Source organism: Rhizobium sp. BK196, assembly GCF_014193255.1.
Classification (GTDB): domain Bacteria; phylum Pseudomonadota; class Alphaproteobacteria; order Rhizobiales; family Rhizobiaceae; genus Rhizobium.
Genome location: NZ_JACHZB010000002.1, coordinates 774,529 through 792,582 on the forward strand (window position 1 = coordinate 774,529; position 18,054 = coordinate 792,582).

Below are 18,054 nucleotides of genomic sequence, written 5' to 3' on the forward strand. Positions count from 1 at the left end.
CAGGCTTTTCGCAGCGCACAATAAGTATGACAATTTAGTTTCCCGAAAGGTGGGAGGTTGGCGAGCAATCTGCCAACATGTGGTTCGACGCGATAACGTTCAGATATCGGAGCCGAAATTTTAGTTGCCGCCCGATTGACCGGATCGGAAATCTTACGCTAGCTTGATTAAATCAATTTGATTGACTCCAAAAATAACAATCAAAGGAACGTAAAAATGGGACTGGATAAGAGCGTAATCCGAAGTGTGTCCGCGCGCGCCGGTTGGGCCGCGGCGACTACCCTGACTGCGGTCATGGCGTTTGGGATATCGGCTGCTTCGGCCGCCGAATCCGTGCTGACGATGCATATCGAAGAGCAGACGAGCTGGGTGCAGAACTTTAACCCGTTCGACCTCGCCGGGCGCCGGCAGAGCACCATGGACTTCATCTATGAGCCGCTCGTCATCTTCAACGCACAGGAGGGTGGCAAGCCGGTCTGGCGCCTTGCCACGAACTATAGGTTTTCCGACGACATGAAGTCGATCACCTATGAACTGCGTCCGGGCGTGAAATGGTCGGACGGCCAGCCGCTGACATCAGCGGACGTCAAATACACGATCGATCTGATGCTGAAGAACGCCGCACTTGATACCGTTGGTGTCGGCGAAACCGTAGCGTCCGTCGAGACGCCGTCGCCGACTGAGGTGACGATCAAGCTCAAGGCGGTCAATTCCGACTTTCCGGAATCGCTGGCCGACCTCGCCGTCGTTCCCGAGCATGTCTGGAAGGATGTCTCCGATCCCGTGGCCTTCAAGAACGAGAAGCCGGTCGGCTCGGGTCCGATGACGGAAGTTCACCGTTTCACGCCGCAAGTTTACGAGCAGTGCCGCAACCCGAATTACTGGGATGCCGCTTCGCTCCATGTCGATTGCCTGAGGCTACCGCAGATTTCCGGCAACGACCAGATGCTGGCGATCCTGCCTGAAGGCAATATGGACTGGATCGGCTCCTTCATTCCCGAGATCGACAAGACCTTCGTGGCGCTTGACGCCGACCATAACGGCTATTGGCAGCCGCCTGCGGAAACCGTTGCCTTTCAGATGAATTTCAAAAGCAAGAATGACGGCAATCTGGAAGCCTATAAGGACCTCAACTTCCGCCACGCCTTCAGTCTTGCCATGGATCGCAAGTCGATGGTCGATATTGCCGGCTTCGGCTATCCCGTCGTCAACGAACATGCCTCCGGCCTGCCGCCTCGCTTTGAAGGCTGGCGCAACAAGGCGGCTGAAGGCGACAAAGATGCCTTCATGGGTTTTGATACCGAGAAGGCCAGCAAGATCCTCGAAGACGCAGGCTACATGAAGGGTTCGGATGGCTTTCGTACGACGCCGAGTGGCAAACCGATCAATTTCCCGATCATCGTTCCCAATGGCTGGACAGACTGGATCGACGCCGTACAGATCGCCGTCGAAGGCTTGCGCGCAGCCGGCATCAATGCTTCGGTCGCGACACCGGAATATGAACAATGGCGCAAGCAGATTCTCGACGGCAGCTTCGAGGTCGTCATGAACTCGCGCGCCGATGGCGCCACTCCGTTTCGCGGCTACTACCAAAGCCTGTCGACGGCCTATGCCGGGCGTGTCACCGGTGCTCCCTCGCGCTATCAGAACCCGAAGCTCGATGCGCTCTTCGATCAGTATCTGAAGGCGACGTCGGATGAGGATCACAAGAAGATCTTCAACGATATACAGGTGCTTGTCGCCGACGATTTCCCGGTTGTGCCTGTCTTCAACGGCCCGACCTGGTACCAGTTCTCCAGCAAGCGTTTCACCGGCTGGGTAACCGAGAAGGACCCAGTCATGAACCCGGAAGATCATGACAACAACCGGATGCGCCTGATGCATCTCCTGCGCCTGAAGCCGGTCCAATAAGACCGCGAGGGTAGGGATATGCGTATTTCCGGACGGCGCCTCGGCGTCTACGCGGTCGCCTTGGCGTTTGCCATCGTGATGAATTTCATTCTTCCCCGGCTCATGCCGGGGACACCCGTCGATGCCATGGTCGCCCAGCTTGGCCCGCGGGCCACACCCGCAGCCGTCGAGGCGATCAAGGTACGCTTCGGAGCCGTCGATCAGCCGATGCTTCTGCAATTCGTCGATTATCTGAAGGGGCTTGCGACTTTCGACCTCGGCGTCTCGGTCAAATACTATCCCCAGACCGTCGTCCAGGTTCTCGGTCGCTCGACCATCTGGACCATTTTCCTCGTCGTCACCGCCATCATCTTTTCGCTCTGCATCGGCGTCGTGCTTGGCGCGGTCTCGGCATGGCGGCGCGGTGGCCGCTTCGACACGATCGTCTCGCCGCTGTCGGTCGTCATGATCTCGGTGCCGCCTGTCATTATTGCGCTGACGACGCTTTTCATTTTTGGCGTCTCGCTGCGCTGGTTTCCGGTCGGTTACGCCTACGACCCGAATCTCGATCCTGCGTTCAACTTCACCTTTGCCGGCAGCGTCTTCATGCACGCCATCCTGCCGGTACTGACGCTCTCGCCTTTCCTGATCGGTGAATTCCAGACGACCATGCGCTCGTCGATGATCTCGATCCTCGGTGAGGATTATGTGACGATGGCCCGCGCCAAGGGTCTCAGCCATCTTAACGTGATGTTCGGCTATGGCGCGCGCAACGCCATGCTTCCTGTCCTGACAAACCTTGCCCTCATGCTTGGTGCCGTCTTCGGCGGTTCGATCGTCACTGAGATTGTCTTCAATTATCCGGGACTCGGCCTGACGCTCTATACGGCGAGCGTTGCCCGCGATTATCCGGTCATTCAAGGGCAACTGCTTCTGATGACGCTCGCAACGCTCGGGGCCAACTTGCTCGTCGACATCATTTACGGGTTTATCGACCCAAGACTGCGGGATGCTGTGTAATGCGTTTCACGCTGAGATCCATCCTTCGACAGAAGAAGGCCGTCGCCGGCCTCATCATTGTTGTCGCCCTCTGGCTCATGGCGCTATCTGCACCGATCATCGCGCCCGGTGAACCTGGCGCCCGCGTCGGCCGCTCTCACCAGTCTCCGTCCATCGAGCATGTGCTCGGCACGACAAAGATGGGCCGCGACGTCTATCGCCAGTTCGTGTGGGGTGCGCGCAGCTCGCTCACCGTCGGTTTTGCCACGGGCATTGCGATTACCGTGATCGGCACCGCCATCGGCCTCGTCGCCGGCTATGTCGGCGGCAAGACTGATGCCGCCCTCGATCTTGCAACGAACACGGTACTCGTTGTTCCGAACATGCCGCTTTTGATCCTGCTTGCCTCTTTTGCCGGCACGGTCGGGCCGACGACGATCATGACGATCATTGCCCTGACCTCGTGGCCATGGGGTGCCCGCATGACACGGTCGCAGACGATGGCGCTGCGCAATCGCGATTTCGTCACTGCATCGAAAATGATCGGCGAGCCAGCCTGGCGGATCATCTTCGTGGAGATCCTGCCGAACCTCACGCCGCTGATCGGTATCAACCTCGTCGGCAGCATCATCTATGCGATCGTCGCGCAGACGACACTCGAATATCTCGGCTTCGGCGACCCACTGAAAGTGTCCTGGGGCACGATGCTCTATAATGCCCAGAACGCTTCGGCGATCATGGTCGGCGCCTGGTGGGATGTCGGTGTCCCGGCGGTCGGCATTGCCGTGACCGGCCTTGGCCTCGCACTTCTCAATTTCACCTTCGACGAGATTGCCAATCCGCAGCTTCGCTCCGGGCCGGCGCTGTCGCGCTGGTTCCGCCTGACCGGTGCCCGCAACCGTCAACTGGAGGCCGGCCGATGAGCGGAAATTTGCTGCAAGTCGAAAAGCTCAACGTCGACTACCTGCTCGACAAGGGCGAGTTCCGCGCCGTCAAGGACGTGTCGTTCAGTATCGGTCGAGGCGAGATCTTCGGGCTGGCTGGTGAATCAGGCTGCGGCAAGAGCACCATCGCCTATGCCATCACACGCCTTTCCAAGGCGCCAGCCTGGATCAGCGGCGGCAGCATCCGAATGGACGGGCAGGATCTTCTCAAAATGCCGGAGCGGGAGCTGCAGAACATCCGCTGGAAGCGTATCGGCATGGTCTTTCAGAGCGCCATGAACTCGCTTAATCCTTTGATGCGCGTTGAGGCACAGTTCCACGATGTGCTCTACCGGCACACGGGATGCTCGCGCCAGCAGTCACGGGCGCGCGGCGAGGAGATGTTCCGGCTCGTCGGCATACCGCCGGAGCGCATCAGCGACTATCCGCATCAGTTTTCCGGCGGCATGCGCCAGCGCATCGTCATTGCCATCTGCCTGGCGCTGAGGCCGGAGCTCATCATCATGGACGAGCCGACGACGGCGCTCGATGTCGTCGTGCAGCGCGAGATCCTCGAACAGGTCGTCGACCTGCAACGGACTTACGGTTTCTCGGTGCTGTTCATCACCCACGACGTGCATCTGATGGCTCAGCTTTGCCAACGTATCGGCGTCATGCTGAAGGGCGAACTCGTCGAAGTCGGCGATGTCAGGCAGGTCAGCCAGGCGCCGCTCCACGACTACACGCGCAAGCTCTGGAACGCCATTCCCCAGCTTCCGAGCAGGCCCCATCTTTCAGGAGCATTGGCATGAAGTCCGAGGCACATCCGTCCCCGGCCGGAGCCGTCATACGGCTTGAGGAGATCAGGCGCCAGTTCGGCCCGGTCCATGCGTTGAAGGATGTCTCCTTCTCGCTCTTTCCCGGCCGCGCGCTGGCACTCGTCGGCGAATCCGGCTGCGGCAAGACGACCTGCGCCCGCATCATCGCGCGTCTCGACAGGCCGACCGGCGGCAAGCTGTTCTTTCACGGGCAGGATCTGACGGCCCAGGGGACGGCAAAAGACGAGCGTCTTTATCGCAAGGACGTGCAGATGGTCTTTCAGGATCCGTTCTCGTCGCTCAACCCTGCCTTCACCGTAAGCCATCATCTTTCCCGGCCGCTGCAGCTTCACAGCCAGAACACGTCGCGGCGCGCCCTTGAGAATGGCATTACGGAATTGCTGGAAAACGTCGGCCTGGATCCGGCCGTCTCGAAGCAGAAGTTTCCGCATGAACTGTCGGGCGGCCAGCGTCAGCGCGTCAATATTGCCCGCGCGCTTGCGGTGGCGCCGAGCGTGCTGGTCGCCGACGAGCCGACCTCTATGCTCGACGTTTCCATCCGCAAGGACATCCTCGATCTGCTCGCACGGGTGAAGCAGGAGAACGAGCTGGCGATGCTTTACATCACCCACGATATTGCGACGGCGGCCCATGTGGCCGAGGAGATCGTCGTGATGTTTGCCGGCCAGATGGTCGAATGGGGTGATACCGAAACGGTGCTCTCCCATCCGCGTCATCCCTATACCCAGCTGCTGCTTTCTGCAGTGCCTGACGGCGGACGGCCCTTCGTGACCGGCGGCAGCGCACGCTTCCTCGAACAGGCCGAGCGCGTCCGGTCGCTCAGCCGCCCGGAATCCATCGTGATCGAGCAGATCGGTCCCAATCATTTCATGCGCACGCTCGGCGCGCAGAGCTAAACAGGACGTCCTCATGGATTATCTCGTCAATTTGTCGACCCTTCCGCAGGACACAAAATCACCCGACGCCATGGCAAAGGCAGGCGTCACCATCCGCCGGGCACTGCCGCCTGAACTAAAGCTGATCATCCGCTGGATCGACGAGCATTTTGGCGAAGCCTGGGCAAGCGAGGCAACGGTTGCGATGACGCGCCAGCCGCCAACCTGTTTCATCGCCACGCGCGAAGGCAAGCTCGTCGGCTTTTCCTGCCACGAGGCGACCGCACCCGACTTCTTCGGACCGACCGGTGTCGACGAGAGCCTTCGTGGGCTTGGCATCGGTCGGGCGCTGCTCTTTGCCAGCCTCAATGACCTGAAAACCATGGGCTACGGCTATGCGATCATCGGCGATGTCGGCCCGTCCGCCTTCTACGAAAAAGCCGTCAATGCCATTCCCATCCCTGATTCCGCCCCCGGCATCTATGCCGGCATGCTGAAGAGTTGATTTCGATAGTACGAAAAGAAAGAAACGATCATGTCCACACCGCGACCTCAGGCCTTGCGGCTCGAAACAGTCTGGAACCCGCCGGCCGAGGGCAAGGATTTTTCCTATGTCCTGCAGCTCAAGAACCTCAATGCCGAACCGCTGGCCGGCTTCTCACTCTGTGTCAGCGGGCCTGGGCGGATTGATCCCGCCGGTCGCGTCGAGGGTGCGACGGTTTCCAAAAGGCTGTCGAACTTCACCGAATTTCATCCCCCGGAAGGGTTCGTTCTCGATAGGGGCGAGACCTGGACGATTTCCGTCCATGCATTGAGTTGGCAGTTCCGTCACTGGACGGATGGTGCAACGAGCGCCTATCTGGCCTTTGCCGACGGCAGCACAGTCTCGCTTGGGCTCGAGCCGACGCGGTCTTCCGCCAGCAATGCACCATTGAAGCGTGGCGCGGAGATCTTTCCGGTACCTGCCACGGTGCCCGTTCAAGTTTCAATTATACCCTGGCCGAACCACGTGGCCGTCAGTTCTCGTCAGCCCTTGCCGGCAGGGTTTTCGCTCCAGGCCGACGATCCGGACGCAAAAGCGGCTGCCGATAGCTTTACGGCACTGGTCGACCAGCTCTTTGCTGTCGAAGGCATCATCCGCACTGCAGCGGAAGGTGCTTTGAGCGTCAGATTGAAGAAGACTGCCGGTTTCGGCCCCGAAGCCTATCGGCTGAGCTTCGAAGGCGAGGCGATTACCGTTGAGGCGAGCAGTCGCGCTGGTTTCCTCTACGGCCTAGTGACGCTCGGGCAGATCTGGCGCGGGGCGCGCCTGCACCCAAGAACCTTCCAGTTCCCCGCCTCGGGCGAGATCGTGGATGAACCGTCGATGGGCTGGCGCGGGTTGCATCTCGATGTCGCCCGCCAGTTCTATGGCGAGGCCGAAATCAAGAAGCTGATGGCGGTGCTGGCCTGGAACAAGCTCAACCGTTTCCATTGGCACCTCTCCGATGACGAAGCCTGGCGCGTCGAAATCGATGCCTATCCGGCGCTGACCGAAATCGGCGCATGGCGCGGTCACGGTCTTGCCCTGCCGCCGCTGCTCGGCTCCAGCCCGGCCCGCACCGGCGGCTACTATACCAAGGCTGCCATTCACCGGATTGTCGCCTGCGCGCAAGGGTTCGGCATCGACATCGTGCCGGAGATCGACATACCCGGCCATTGCTACGCCATGCTGCAGGCCATACCGGAACTCCGCGATCCGCAGGAAGCTGGCAGCTACTATTCGGTTCAGGGTTTCCCGGACAATTGCATCAATCCTGCCCGTGAAAAGACCTATGAGGTCATCGAAACGATCTTTTCGGAACTCATCGAGCTTTTCCCCTTCAAGACCATCCATATCGGTGCCGACGAAGTGCCGCTCGGCGCATGGTCAGGTTCGCCGGAGGCGCTCGAAAAGCTGCGTTCGCTCGCCGGCAACGAGGTTGCCGATGCACATGCCAAGCGCCTGAACGTGATCACCAACACGCATGGTGCTGACGATATCCACGGCTCGGGTGCGGCTTTTCTGCAAGCGGAATTCCTGAAGCGCATCCAAAATTTCCTCGCCTCGAAGGGCTGCATCACCGGCGGCTGGGAAGAGGCGGCGCATGGCGATGTCATCGACAAATCGAAGAGCTATCTCTGCAGCTGGCGCAATGTCGAGGTCGCGGCCGACCTTGCCAACCGCGGCTATGAGATCGTCGTCTGCCCGGGGCAGGTCTACTATCTCGACATGGCGCTGCGGCCCGACTGGGACGAGCCGGGCGCCAGCTGGGCCGGCACGTCGGATGCCGAGAAGCTCTACACCTTCGATCCTGTCGGCGGCTGGACGGAAACGCAGAAGCAGAAGCTTCGCGGCATTCAGGCCTGCATCTGGTCGGAACCGATGACCGATCGCGCCGTCTTCGATCGGCTCGTCTTTCCGCGCCTGTCCGCGCTTGCCGAAACGGGCTGGACGAAGCCGTCGTCCAAGTCGTGGGAGCGTTTCAGGGCGCTCGCAGGGCTGATGCCGCTGCTCTACGGGCTGCAGCAGTCGTAAGTTCGGGTCAGGATTGAGGATCATTTTGCCATCACCGGAGACGGGGATGGCACTCGACATTGACATTACGCTCAAGCTGCAAGCTTGAGCGTCTTAGACACGGATGCAAGCATGCGCCGGCGTTCAGCCTTGCGGATCCTGCGGCGGCGCAGCGCATCCGGGTTCGGCGATGCGAATGGGACGGGTTCCAATAGGGGCGCCGGTCGCGCGATCGATGGTGATGGGATCGATTTCGGTTCCGGTCTCGGCGTCGAAGAAGCGAGTGATCTCGCCGCCGCCACGGTGCTTGCGCCCCCAGGCGCCGATCGCGAACAGAACCGGCAGGAAGTCTCGGCCGGCTTCCGTCAGCACATATTCGTCGCGCGGCGGACGCTCGGAATAGCGGCGTTTTTCCAGCAATCCTTCCTCAGTCAGCGATGACAGCCGACCCGTCAGCATTGTCGGGGCGATGCCGAGGCTTCTTCGAAAATCATCAAAGCGAGTCAGTCCCGCATGGGCGTCGCGCATGATCAGCATGCTCCACGCATCGCCCACGAGCGCCAAGCTTCGGGCGATGAGACAAGGCTGGTTCGAAAGATTTTTCATGTCGATATCTTTTTAGTAGTGACTTGCTATCAATTTGATAGTAACAGAATACGCATAGATGTTCCACGTCAAAACGAAGGCAGATGTCAATGAGCAAAAGAGAACGCGGTATTGCCCTGGTCACCGGGGCTTCCTCCGGCATCGGGCTGGTAACGGCGCGAGCCTTGCTGCGCGACGGTTACCGTGTGTTCGGCACCAGCCGAAAGCCGATGGCCGACACTGCCGACGGCATCACCATGCTGATCTGCGATGTCATCGACGATCAATCCGTACAGGCCGTCGTCGACGAGGTTCTGAGCCGGGCAGGGCGAATCGATCTTCTCGTTAACAATGCCGGGATCGGCCTGCTCGGCGGCGCCGAGGAATCGACGACGGCGCAGGCGAAAGCCGTGTTCGACGTCAACGTCTTCGGTACCATCAGAATGACGAATGCAGTGTTGCCGGTGATGCGGCGGCAGCGCAGGGGGCGGATCATCAATCTCAGCTCGATCCTCGGGCTGATCCCGGCGCCCTTCAACGCGCTCTACGCAGCGACCAAGCACGCGATCGAAGGCTATTCGGAATCTCTCGATCACGAAGTGCGGACACAAGGCATCCGCGTCGTGCTCGTCGAACCTGGTGTCACCCGCACATCCTTCGAAGAGAACATTACGCGCCCGGACCAGCCGCTTGCCGTCTACGATGCGGTGCGCGCCGGTGCGGAGAAGCTGATGCGCGAGATCGTTTCGAAGGGCGATGCGCCCGAGGTGGTTGCCGCAGCCGTCGTCAAGGCGGCCAATGTGACATCACCAAAGAGACGCTATACGGCCGGGAAAGCAGCAGGACAGGTGCGGTTCATCCGTCGCTTCCTGCCCGAGTCCTTCGTCGACAAGAGCCTCCGAAAATTCAACAAGCTTCCCGGTTGAGCTAGCCTTACCGCATTTCCCAGGCACCACAGGAACGAAAGTTCGCCCCCAGAAGGACGGTAAGTTCAAGACTGCCGTCCCGCCCCGCCCACAGCGAACAAACGTTTCTCGAGCGAAGGGCCTTCACTGTGTTGCCGGTAGGCAGAAGGTGTGACGCCTGTACCGAACTTAAATGCCCGTGTCATGTGGCTCTGGCTGCTGAAGCCGCAGGCCGAAGCAATCTGCGCGATTGGATCCGGGCCGCGCAACATCGATTTGGCGCGCTCGATACGCCGGTGAGCCACCCAGCCCTGCGGGGATACACCGTAGCTTGCCCGAAACATCCGCTGAAAATGAAATGCACTCAGCTGCCCGATCGCCGCCAGATCCTGCAAGCGGATCGCCTCACCGAGATGGGCCTCGATATAGTCCAGACTCCGCCGCCGCACATGGGGAGCGAGCCCGCCGCTGATCGCGCAAGGACGCATCCCTCCATAACGCGGATCAACGAAGAAATCGTTGATCGCCTGTGTCATCGCTTCTTCAGCCAGCAGATGACCGCCCGCCAACACCGCTTTCGTCATCTGCCGAAGCGTGTGCGACAAGGCGGGTGCATCTGCGAAGGTCACTTCGGGAAGGGTCATGAGACGAGCATCGCGGTCAAACGTCTCAGCAAACATCCGGCGCATCTGATCGTCGGGAACATACAGGTGGACGAATTCGAAGAAGTCGGTGATTTCCCATTCGGACGAGTGCCCCTGTGGCATGATGCACAGCACCCCCGGACGGCCGCGTGCGTCGAGGCTGCCATCCAGACGACGCGTTCCGGCGCCGCCCCTGAGATAAAGACTGAACGTATGACCGTTCGGCCGCTCGTAGATCATCCTGTCGTGTGCGTTGCTCCAGATGGCAGCTGATCTCCCGAAACCCAAATCGATGGACTGTGACATCCGCGCATTGGGAGATGCGGACAAAAACCTGAAAACCGAGAGGCGGCTGTCTTTCACCAATTCTTTCCCACACCTGGCCACGCCTTGCGAACAATACTGATCGACGGCCCGCGTGGCGAGCAGGAAGTCCGGGCAAATCGATTTCATAGCAAGAATCTGCAAGAGACCTGCTCACGGTTCGCCTACTCGTTAGGAAAACGAGGATCAGTCTATGGCAAATGCCGCTCTCTTCATCGCGACCGTTCTGATATGGGGGACGACTTGGATCGCCATTGCGATGCAGGTCGGTCCGGTGCCGGTCTTGGTCTCGGTCTTTTACAGATTTGCGGTCGCAGCAGTGATCCTCGTCGCCATCCTGGCTGTCATGCGGCGGCTCAAGTTCCCCGCCTTGCGCGATCAACCTTTCATCCTTGCGCAAGCGCTCTGCCTGTTCAGCCTCAATTTCATCTGTTTCTACAACGCCGCCGCCTCGATTCCATCAGGGCTAATCTCCGTGATCTTCTCGCTCGCAACGATCTACAATGCGGTCAATGCGCGCCTCTTTTTCGGCGACCGCATTACAGGCCGCACGCTTCTCGCAGCGGCGCTCGGAGCAACCGGCCTTCTCTTACTTTTCGGAGAGGAGGTTGTCGTGGATTTCGATTTGGGCACGCTGAAAGGGATCGGTCTTGCAGCGCTTGGCACGCTGTTCTTTTCTCTGGGGAATATGGCATCGCGTCGAAACAGCGCGGCCGGAATCTCACCGCTGACCGCCAATGCCTGGGGCATGGCCTATGGCACGATCGTCCTCCTCTTGCTGATTGCCGCGACGCAAACGCCCATCGTGGCGCCGCCTGACATCACCTATCTTGCCGCTCTGCTCTATCTCGCGGCAATCGGATCGGTGATCGGCTTTACCGCCTATCTCATGCTGGTGTCGCGCATCGGCTCCTCACGCGCTGCCTATGCCACCGTCCTGTTCCCGATCGTCGCCCTGTCGTTGTCGACGGTCTTCGAGGGCTACCACTGGAGCGGTCTAGGCCTGATCGGCCTAACGCTGACGCTTCTCGGGAACGTGGTCATCTTTGCGCGACCTCTGGCCCGTCGCCCGCCGCAGGCAGATGCAAGGCTGCCGGCAGGCGGATGAGGGCCGGCGTCGGCAATCTTCCTAGCCGAGCGGCTTTTGCAGAACGTCGAAGCGTGGATTGGTTTCGGAAAAGATCGGCAGGGCCGCGGCGCCGAGGATCGCCGTATCCTTGCCAGTCATGCCGATCATGACGCGGGGCACCGTCCGTTTCTGGTTGGGGTCGATCGGAATGTGCAGCGGCTCCAGCCGCTCGGCGAGCCGCTGCATCAGCGATGTCGATATGCTTCCTCCGAGCACGATGGTCTGCGGATCGAAGGCCAGTTCCAGAAAATCGACGGTCTGCCGCAGCGGCTGAACCGCCTGATCCAGCCAGGCATCCAGACCTTCGCCGCCTCTGGCGATCAGCGCCTCGAGTTCATCCGGCAAAAGCTCTTCGGCATTCGCAATACCCATGAACTCATAGGCGACAGTCGGCGACACGTAGCGGTCGAGACAGCCGCGTTTGCCGCAGCTGCAGAGCCGGCCGTGCGGCTCGACGATGATGTGGCCGATCTCGCCGGCATTCTGCCGGCTGCCCTTGTAGAGGTGCCCGTCGAGAAACATGCCGGCGCCGATGCCGCCGCCGCCCGCAAGGAAGAGATAGACGAAGCTGCTGAAGCCGCGGGCAACACCATGCAGGCGCTCGCCGATGGCAGCCGCCGTTGCATCGTTCTCGACAAGCACCGGCACCCTGACGCGCCGTTCCAGCTCGTAGCCAACGGGGAAGTCCTGCCAACCGGGCAGGTTCTGCGGGCTGAGCGACGTGACCCCTCCCTCCGCATAGCGGCCGGGCAGGGCCATGCCGACACCGAGCAGCCTGTTGCGATCGAAGGAGAAGGCTTCCTGCAGATCCTCGACAATGGAACCGAGGACAGGCATCGCCTGTTCGGGATCCGGATGTTCGACATGGCGTTCGATGCGTGCACAGACGGCGCCCGAGAGATCGGTCAGCACACCACTGGCGCGCTGGCGGCCGAGTTCGAGGCCGACGGAATAGGCCCCGTGTGGGTTGATCGAATAGGGAATGATCGGTTGGCCGCGCGCAAGCTTCTGCGCTTTCGCCGGCACGAGCAGATGAGAGCGCTGCAATTCCTCGACGATGTTCGAGACCGTCTGCGCCGTCAGCGCGGTCATACGGGCGATCGCGGCGCGCGACAGCGGACCGTTGGTACGGATAGCCTCAATCACGACACGCCTGTTGTGTGACTTGGCCTGCTCGAGATTGGTGCCTGAAATCGCTTTCATGGTGTCTTTATGGAGTTCCAGTATCACCATTGCCACAGGATAATGACGTGGGGAAGGGGAGAAGTGTGCAGTCTTTTCAATGTGATCGCCACGACAATTGATACCGATCGTTCCACTGGTTCTTAAAGTATCACTTTAATGGCTGCGTCGCTGCGATCGATGCAGTTGACGGCACCGGACAGGCATCGAATTCATTGAGAATGATAAGGGATCCGTCATGAAAATCGTCTGCCAGCAATCGACGGCGCCAGGATGAAGTTCTATGGCAGACGGAAAGCCTAACCAATTGGGACGAATCATGAATCTGCGCATAAGCCGCACCGCGGAAAACACCGTACTCTTCGGCGTGCTGCTGATGCTTCTCGGAGATTTCCTGTTTTCGCTCAACGACGCCATGGGCAAATGGCTGGTGGCGAGCTTTGCGGTCGGTCAGGTCTTGGTAATCCGTTCGGTCGGCTCCTTTCTGATCCTTGCGCCAATGATTGCCCGGCAAGGACCGCGCTCGCTATTTCAGGTCGAGCGCGTGCCCCTGCAGATCCTGCGGGTGATCCTGACGACAGGGGATGTCGCGTTTTTCTATGCCGCGGTCGCCTACCTTCCGCTCGCCGACGTCATGACTTTTTATATGGCCGGTCCCATCTATGTGGCCGCTCTTTCGCACTTCTTCCTCGGCGAAACGATCGGCTGGCGCCGCTGGCTCGCCGTTATCACAGGCTTTGTCGGCGTCGTGATAGCACTCAGGCCCTCGACGGCGATGCTATCCTGGCCGTCGATCTTCGGTCTGATCGGCAGCCTTTCCTTCGCGCTGACACTGATCCTCGGCCGCCGGCTGCGGCAAACCAACGATGCGACTCTCGTGACATGGCAGACGGTCGGCGCTCTCGTCACGGGTCTAATCTTAAGCGTAGGCGACTGGCGCGCCATGTCCGCCCTCGACTTGGTCGCGATGCTGGCGCTCGGCATCGTGGCGGGCAGCGCTCATTTGATGATCACGCGCGCGCTGAAACTTGCCCCGGCCTCCCTGCTTGCGCCGCTCCAATACAGCCTGTTGCTCTGGGCAATCGTGCTTGGCTATATTTTCTTCGGCGAATTGCCGGACAGGCAGATTCTGATCGGCTCCGCCATCATCGTTCTCGCAGGCCTCTTCATCTTCCATCGCAAGAACATCGCTGAAGTCACGTCCAAAGCCGATGTTTCGCCCGATGGGCATTAGCGGCTACGCGATTTTATGGCGACTTTCACCACTGGGGAGCTCTGGCCTCTCATCGTTCTCATGGATTGAGCTCAGCTCGATATCCGTCGCGGTCAATCGCATTAGAAGATGTGGTGAACGCGAGTCCCCTTCAGGGGAAACAATGGGCGAAAGGATGATTTTCTCGTCGAATTTCGATTGGTGCAATTGCTGCTTGCCACGCACCATTCCAGGTTTGGGTGCAGCAGAGAGTCGCTTTATGATCCGCAGGCTAGTGTGCCACAGGAAATCGAGAAAACTACCCGGCTTTTTAATAATCGCCCAAGCGGCCGCGATTGAAAGGCGCAGGTTCCTCGCCTTTCTGTACTGCCGGAATGCCCATCTTTGAGTAAGCGCGATGGCGCTTTCGGCCGCGTAGCCAGGAAGCTGCGGATTTGCGGCGATCGAACGCTTGATTACTTCCAAAACGCCTTGGCCCATTCGCGCGTAGTTGGACGACATATTGCCGGGATATTTCCGGTAACCCACCAGGCGTTCGGGAATGGCTTCCATATAATAGCGCGCGGCAAGCCTAAGTTCGAAATCAAGGTCTTCGCATCCGCCAATATCCGCTTGCGCGTATGAGCTATCAAAGCCGCCTATCTCAAGCGCAACGTCCCGTCGCACGAGAAGCGCGCTTCCGTTGCCGATATATTTGAAATTCAAATGTCGGGCGTAAATATAACCCCTTGCGATATCGGATGTGCCAGGCCGAATGATGTCGTCGTTCTCGTCGATGATATAATGCAGCGCGTAGACCGCAGCCCATCGCGGGGATAAGCGAGTGAGAGCGTTTACCTGCTTCTCGATTTTCGTCGGGTGCCAGAGATCGTCGGCGTCAAGAAATGCCACGAATGGGCCTGATGATGCATCGATCCCAGTATTCCTTGCAGCAGCGACACCGCGGTTTGGGGTGGTCAGGAGGCGGATCCGTGAATCTGTTATCGCGATCTGCTCGACCAGTTTCGCCGTGTCGTCCGTGGAGCCGTCATTAACAACAATGATCTCTAACGCCGTATAGGTCTGGCGCATAGCGGATCGAAGCGTGCGCTCGATATAGATGGAAGCGTTAAAAGCCGGGATGACTACCGAAACCAAAGGCTGAGCAGCATAAAAAGCGTCTCCTCGATTCATAGATTATTCCTTATATCACTGCCGGAACCAGGCAGATCTGTTGTTTCATGAGGCTGGCGACCGACGATCGATGACTGACGATAACAAGTGTTCGCCCCTGATATTCCTCAAGCAGAAGGGAAAGCACCCGCGCCTCGGTGGCCTCGTCGAGCGCATTGGTGGCTTCGTCCAGGAGCAGTATCTCCGGTCGTCCGGCCAGCGCACGTGCCAGGCCAATGCGCTGCCGCTGGCCGCCCGAAAGCCTTATCGCCTCATCGCCCAACCATTCATCGAAGCCGTAAGGCAATTTCTCTATAAACTCAGTCGCGCAGGCCATATCGGCTGCCCAACGAATGTCTTCTTCGGAAATCTCGCGACGGAAGCGGATGTTGTCGAGGACCGAACCCTCCATAAGTTCGACATCCTGGCCCGAGACGGCCAACTGCCGCAACCAACTTGATCGTTCGATGGTCGAAAGATCCTTGCCGTCGAGAGTGATGCGACCCTCCGTCGGCTGGATGAGATCGAGAATCATGTTGAGGATCGTCGTCTTGCCAGAGCCGCTTGGGCCGATCAGCGCGGTCGTCTCGCCGACCCTGATCGAGAAGCTGACATGGCTGACAGCGGGAACGCTACCGGGCTCATAAAAGAAGGAAACGTCGTGGAAAGCGATCTCGCCTTGCAGATGTCGCAACTCTTCCCCGTCGGAAGTTTGTCGGGCATCGTTCGCTTCGGAAATTATCTTGAGAACGTTCTGCAAGGAGGCTTCCATGGAATGAAGGCGAAGGATCTGGGAGTCGAACTCCTTGATATGCGGCTGAAGCCGGTAGAGAAGAACGGTGGCCGATAATGCTGCGCGGAAATCCACCGGAAGAAACTGCGAGGACAAAATGATCGTCAGGATCACGCCGAATGTCAGCGCCTCGCTCAGGAGCGACGTTGCCGCGTCCAAACGGTCGGAGCGGGACATAGCTTGCCCGACATCTTTGGAAAGGGATTCAAAAATCCGCTCGTAGCGTTTTTCCAGGCCGAAGCTTTTAACCGCCTTTAACGTCTGCAGGGTGGTCCATGTTAATTGCGCCAAATCCTCCACTGCTGAAAGAGCGGTCTCGCCGATACGTCGATAGGCATTGGCAAACAGGCCGAGCGTCAGGTTGTGGACAATACCGAAGACGAGTCCCAGCAGCGCAATCGGCCATGCCGTGACCAGCATTCCAGCGCCGAAGATAATGATGGTCCCGAGATTGATCCCAAGGCGAACAAGACTCGCATGCGCCGAAGCGACGGAATACGATTCGGCGGCGATCACATTCATCACGTCGCTGCGCTCGTAATGCTGAAAGCGCTGGAACGGGATCGTCAGGATCTTTGAATAAAGACGATGCCGGATGCGATTGCTGATCTGATGGCTGACGGTGCCCGCGATAATGGAGTTGGCAAAGCCCAGCACGATCCTGAGGACAATGGCGCAGACGAGGATGGTGATGAGCATCGGCTTCGAGATCGCGGTATCGAATTTACCGACAAATGCGGGAAGCAAACTGACTGCCGCTCCGGAAGCAGGTCCCTGCTGGCCAAGAAGGAAAACTAGGCTGACGAGAAGGGTGATTCCGACCATTTCCATTAGGCCGCTCAGGATGCCGATTACGATCATCATCGTGGTCTTCATCCGAAGCGCTGGAACGAGTTGTAGAAGCTCTCGGAAACGGGCCGCGACGACCAGATTGAAGGCGCCTGTCGGCCTGCCGGAAACGTATCTTCGCATGGTCGTCATACATCACCCGCCCGCGGCGTGGCGAACCAACCTGCTCTGCCGACAGCGACTGCTTCAGCAAGATCATGGAATGATGTACCGTTTTCGGGAAGTGCGATCTTCATAGTCCCGTCTGTTGTCGGGCGGGCAGACGGTGTTGGATGCCTTCGCAATCGATTTGCCAGTCGCCGCGCGCGACGTTTAGCCGTGCGCCAGAGGAGGCTAGTAGCATGGACAGCTAGTTTTAGAGGGAATCGTCTGGCAATCATCGGCGCCAGTTTTCTGACCTGATCTTGGTCTCCGCTAGCAATTGTCCTGTTGAAATACCATCGCGCCGTGTCGAATTCCGCAGCGCTGGCGATTGCGGCAAGGTGTGGGTAGCGTGTCTTCACCTCTGCCATCACCAAGGCATGGGATTTCAACATGCGGTACGCATTGCTCGACATGTTCCCCTGACTGAACCGGTATCCGGTCAGAAAGTCAGGAACCACAGCGAAGGGGAGCTTCTCGGCGAGTGCGAGATAAAGCTTCAGATCTTCGCATCCCTCCGCCTTTTGATCACGCAGTGCCGGATCATAGCCACCGCATGCCAGGACATCCGCACGAGGCATGAGCGGCGTGCTGCCGTTGCCGATAAAGTTTTCCAAAACCATGATTTCGAACACGTCGCCTTTGTACAGCACCGGCTTCGAATGGTTGAATATCACATCATCAGCGTCGATTGCCGCATACCAGTTGTAGGCGACCGCTCGTCCTTCGGGAAAATTCCCCAATGCTTGGACTTGCAATTCGATCTTGCAGGGGTGCCAGAGGTCGTCGGCATCGATTGGGGCAATATAGCTGCCGGCCGCTTCGCGGATTGCGAAGTTGCGGGCGCGAGCCACGCCGCCGTTTTCTTGTCTCAGGACCCTGATGCGGGAATCTTGAAGGCGATATTCGGTTGCCAGTTCGTATGTTCCGTCCTGCGAACCATCGTCGACCACGATGATTTCGAGGCGTTCATAGGTCTGGTTCGATACACTCTCAAGCGTGTCGATAAGCGTTTTCTCGGCATTGTAAGCCGGAATGACCACCGTGACCAAAGGGAGAAAGGACGCGTTCATCA

General features: G+C 59.1%; 16 protein-coding genes. 10 read left to right on the top strand and 6 right to left on the bottom strand.

What is annotated here, in order from left to right; genetic code table 11:
• Positions 1–216: 216 nt before the first annotated feature.
• The 7 genes from FHT78_RS10195 to FHT78_RS10225 are packed head-to-tail and all read left to right on the top strand — an operon-like array spanning position 217 to position 8,083.
• The gene (locus FHT78_RS10195) at positions 217–1,911 is read left to right on the top strand and encodes an ABC transporter substrate-binding protein (protein ID WP_183743079.1); all 1,695 of its coding nucleotides are present in this window, start codon (positions 217–219) and stop codon (positions 1,909–1,911) included.
• An 18-nt stretch (positions 1,912–1,929) separates the two neighbouring features.
• Complete coding sequence (locus FHT78_RS10200) at positions 1,930–2,910, top strand: ABC transporter permease (protein WP_183743081.1); 981 nt, start codon at positions 1,930–1,932, stop codon at positions 2,908–2,910.
• A complete protein-coding gene (locus FHT78_RS10205; RefSeq protein WP_183743083.1) occupies positions 2,910–3,812 on the top strand; it encodes an ABC transporter permease in 903 nt (300 codons plus the stop codon). Before FHT78_RS10200 ends, FHT78_RS10205 begins: the two co-directional genes overlap by 1 nt.
• A complete protein-coding gene (locus FHT78_RS10210; RefSeq protein ID WP_183743085.1) occupies positions 3,809–4,624 on the top strand; it encodes an ABC transporter ATP-binding protein in 816 nt (271 codons plus the stop codon). The genes FHT78_RS10205 and FHT78_RS10210 overlap by 4 nt, the downstream gene beginning before the upstream one ends.
• Positions 4,621–5,547, top strand: a complete 927-nt coding sequence (locus FHT78_RS10215; RefSeq protein WP_183743087.1) for an ABC transporter ATP-binding protein — start codon at positions 4,621–4,623, stop codon at positions 5,545–5,547. Before FHT78_RS10210 ends, FHT78_RS10215 begins: the two co-directional genes overlap by 4 nt.
• A 13-nt stretch (positions 5,548–5,560) precedes the next feature.
• A complete protein-coding gene (locus FHT78_RS10220) occupies positions 5,561–6,031 on the top strand; it encodes a GNAT family N-acetyltransferase (RefSeq protein WP_183743089.1) in 471 nt (156 codons plus the stop codon).
• Between the two features lie 30 nt (positions 6,032–6,061).
• On the top strand, positions 6,062–8,083 hold the full coding sequence (locus FHT78_RS10225) for a beta-N-acetylhexosaminidase (protein ID WP_183743091.1): 2,022 nt from the start codon (positions 6,062–6,064) through the stop codon (positions 8,081–8,083).
• 123 nt (positions 8,084–8,206) lie between these two features.
• Here FHT78_RS10225 and FHT78_RS10230 read toward each other — a convergent pair whose 3' ends face one another.
• Entirely contained in the window at positions 8,207–8,668 is a 462-nt protein-coding gene (locus FHT78_RS10230; RefSeq protein ID WP_183743093.1) for a helix-turn-helix domain-containing protein, read from the bottom strand.
• 89 nt (positions 8,669–8,757) lie between these two features.
• Between FHT78_RS10230 and FHT78_RS10235 the strand changes: the two genes are divergently transcribed.
• Complete coding sequence (locus tag FHT78_RS10235; RefSeq protein ID WP_183743095.1) at positions 8,758–9,573, top strand: oxidoreductase; 816 nt, start codon at positions 8,758–8,760, stop codon at positions 9,571–9,573.
• A 65-nt stretch (positions 9,574–9,638) separates the two neighbouring features.
• On the opposite strand, the gene FHT78_RS10240 is transcribed toward FHT78_RS10235, so the two are convergent.
• The gene (locus tag FHT78_RS10240) at positions 9,639–10,436 is read right to left on the bottom strand and encodes an AraC family transcriptional regulator (RefSeq protein ID WP_246715248.1); all 798 of its coding nucleotides are present in this window, start codon (positions 10,434–10,436) and stop codon (positions 9,639–9,641) included.
• Between the two features lie 277 nt (positions 10,437–10,713).
• On the opposite strand from FHT78_RS10240, the gene FHT78_RS10245 reads away from it, so the two are divergent.
• A complete protein-coding gene (locus FHT78_RS10245) occupies positions 10,714–11,628 on the top strand; it encodes a DMT family transporter (protein ID WP_183743097.1) in 915 nt (304 codons plus the stop codon).
• A 21-nt stretch (positions 11,629–11,649) separates the two neighbouring features.
• Here FHT78_RS10245 and FHT78_RS10250 read toward each other — a convergent pair whose 3' ends face one another.
• On the bottom strand, positions 11,650–12,852 hold the full coding sequence (locus FHT78_RS10250; RefSeq protein ID WP_183743099.1) for an ROK family transcriptional regulator: 1,203 nt from the start codon (positions 12,850–12,852) through the stop codon (positions 11,650–11,652).
• Positions 12,853–13,150: 298 nt separating this feature from the next.
• Here FHT78_RS10250 and FHT78_RS10255 point away from each other — a divergent pair, with 298 nt between their 5' ends.
• On the top strand, positions 13,151–14,065 hold the full coding sequence (locus tag FHT78_RS10255; RefSeq protein WP_183743101.1) for a DMT family transporter: 915 nt from the start codon (positions 13,151–13,153) through the stop codon (positions 14,063–14,065).
• A 3-nt stretch (positions 14,066–14,068) separates the two neighbouring features.
• On the opposite strand, the gene FHT78_RS10260 is transcribed toward FHT78_RS10255, so the two are convergent.
• The 3 genes from FHT78_RS10260 to FHT78_RS10270 are packed head-to-tail and all read right to left on the bottom strand — an operon-like array spanning position 14,069 to position 18,052.
• Positions 14,069–15,217: a glycosyltransferase family A protein gene (locus FHT78_RS10260; protein ID WP_183743103.1), complete on the bottom strand. Its 1,149-nt coding sequence runs from the start codon at positions 15,215–15,217 to the stop codon at positions 14,069–14,071.
• Between the two features lie 10 nt (positions 15,218–15,227).
• Positions 15,228–16,970: an ABC transporter ATP-binding protein gene (locus tag FHT78_RS10265; RefSeq protein WP_183743105.1), complete on the bottom strand. Its 1,743-nt coding sequence runs from the start codon at positions 16,968–16,970 to the stop codon at positions 15,228–15,230.
• Positions 16,967–18,052: a glycosyltransferase family A protein gene (locus tag FHT78_RS10270; protein WP_183743106.1), complete on the bottom strand. Its 1,086-nt coding sequence runs from the start codon at positions 18,050–18,052 to the stop codon at positions 16,967–16,969. Before FHT78_RS10270 ends, FHT78_RS10265 begins: the two co-directional genes overlap by 4 nt.
• Positions 18,053–18,054 lie beyond the last annotated feature (2 nt).

What these genes read in the sequence shown, in the direction of transcription:
- FHT78_RS10245 (WP_183743097.1), top strand. Translation starts at nt 10,714, where the DNA reads ATGGCAAATGCCGCTCTCTTCATCGCGACCGTTCTGATATGGGGGACG.
- FHT78_RS10270 (WP_183743106.1), bottom strand. Translation starts at nt 18,052, where the DNA reads ATGAACGCGTCCTTTCTCCCTTTGGTCACGGTGGTCATTCCGGCTTAC.
- FHT78_RS10210 (WP_183743085.1), top strand. Translation starts at nt 3,809, where the DNA reads ATGAGCGGAAATTTGCTGCAAGTCGAAAAGCTCAACGTCGACTACCTG.
- FHT78_RS10255 (WP_183743101.1), top strand. Translation starts at nt 13,151, where the DNA reads ATGAATCTGCGCATAAGCCGCACCGCGGAAAACACCGTACTCTTCGGC.
- FHT78_RS10260 (WP_183743103.1), bottom strand. Translation starts at nt 15,217, where the DNA reads ATGAATCGAGGAGACGCTTTTTATGCTGCTCAGCCTTTGGTTTCGGTA.
- FHT78_RS10215 (WP_183743087.1), top strand. Translation starts at nt 4,621, where the DNA reads ATGAAGTCCGAGGCACATCCGTCCCCGGCCGGAGCCGTCATACGGCTT.
- FHT78_RS10240 (WP_246715248.1), bottom strand. Translation starts at nt 10,436, where the DNA reads ATGATCTACGAGCGGCCGAACGGTCATACGTTCAGTCTTTATCTCAGG.
- FHT78_RS10225 (WP_183743091.1), top strand. Translation starts at nt 6,062, where the DNA reads ATGTCCACACCGCGACCTCAGGCCTTGCGGCTCGAAACAGTCTGGAAC.
- FHT78_RS10230 (WP_183743093.1), bottom strand. Translation starts at nt 8,668, where the DNA reads ATGAAAAATCTTTCGAACCAGCCTTGTCTCATCGCCCGAAGCTTGGCG.
- FHT78_RS10200 (WP_183743081.1), top strand. Translation starts at nt 1,930, where the DNA reads ATGCGTATTTCCGGACGGCGCCTCGGCGTCTACGCGGTCGCCTTGGCG.
- FHT78_RS10265 (WP_183743105.1), bottom strand. Translation starts at nt 16,970, where the DNA reads ATGACGACCATGCGAAGATACGTTTCCGGCAGGCCGACAGGCGCCTTC.
- FHT78_RS10195 (WP_183743079.1), top strand. Translation starts at nt 217, where the DNA reads ATGGGACTGGATAAGAGCGTAATCCGAAGTGTGTCCGCGCGCGCCGGT.
- FHT78_RS10235 (WP_183743095.1), top strand. Translation starts at nt 8,758, where the DNA reads ATGAGCAAAAGAGAACGCGGTATTGCCCTGGTCACCGGGGCTTCCTCC.
- FHT78_RS10220 (WP_183743089.1), top strand. Translation starts at nt 5,561, where the DNA reads ATGGATTATCTCGTCAATTTGTCGACCCTTCCGCAGGACACAAAATCA.
- FHT78_RS10205 (WP_183743083.1), top strand. Translation starts at nt 2,910, where the DNA reads ATGCGTTTCACGCTGAGATCCATCCTTCGACAGAAGAAGGCCGTCGCC.
- FHT78_RS10250 (WP_183743099.1), bottom strand. Translation starts at nt 12,852, where the DNA reads ATGAAAGCGATTTCAGGCACCAATCTCGAGCAGGCCAAGTCACACAAC.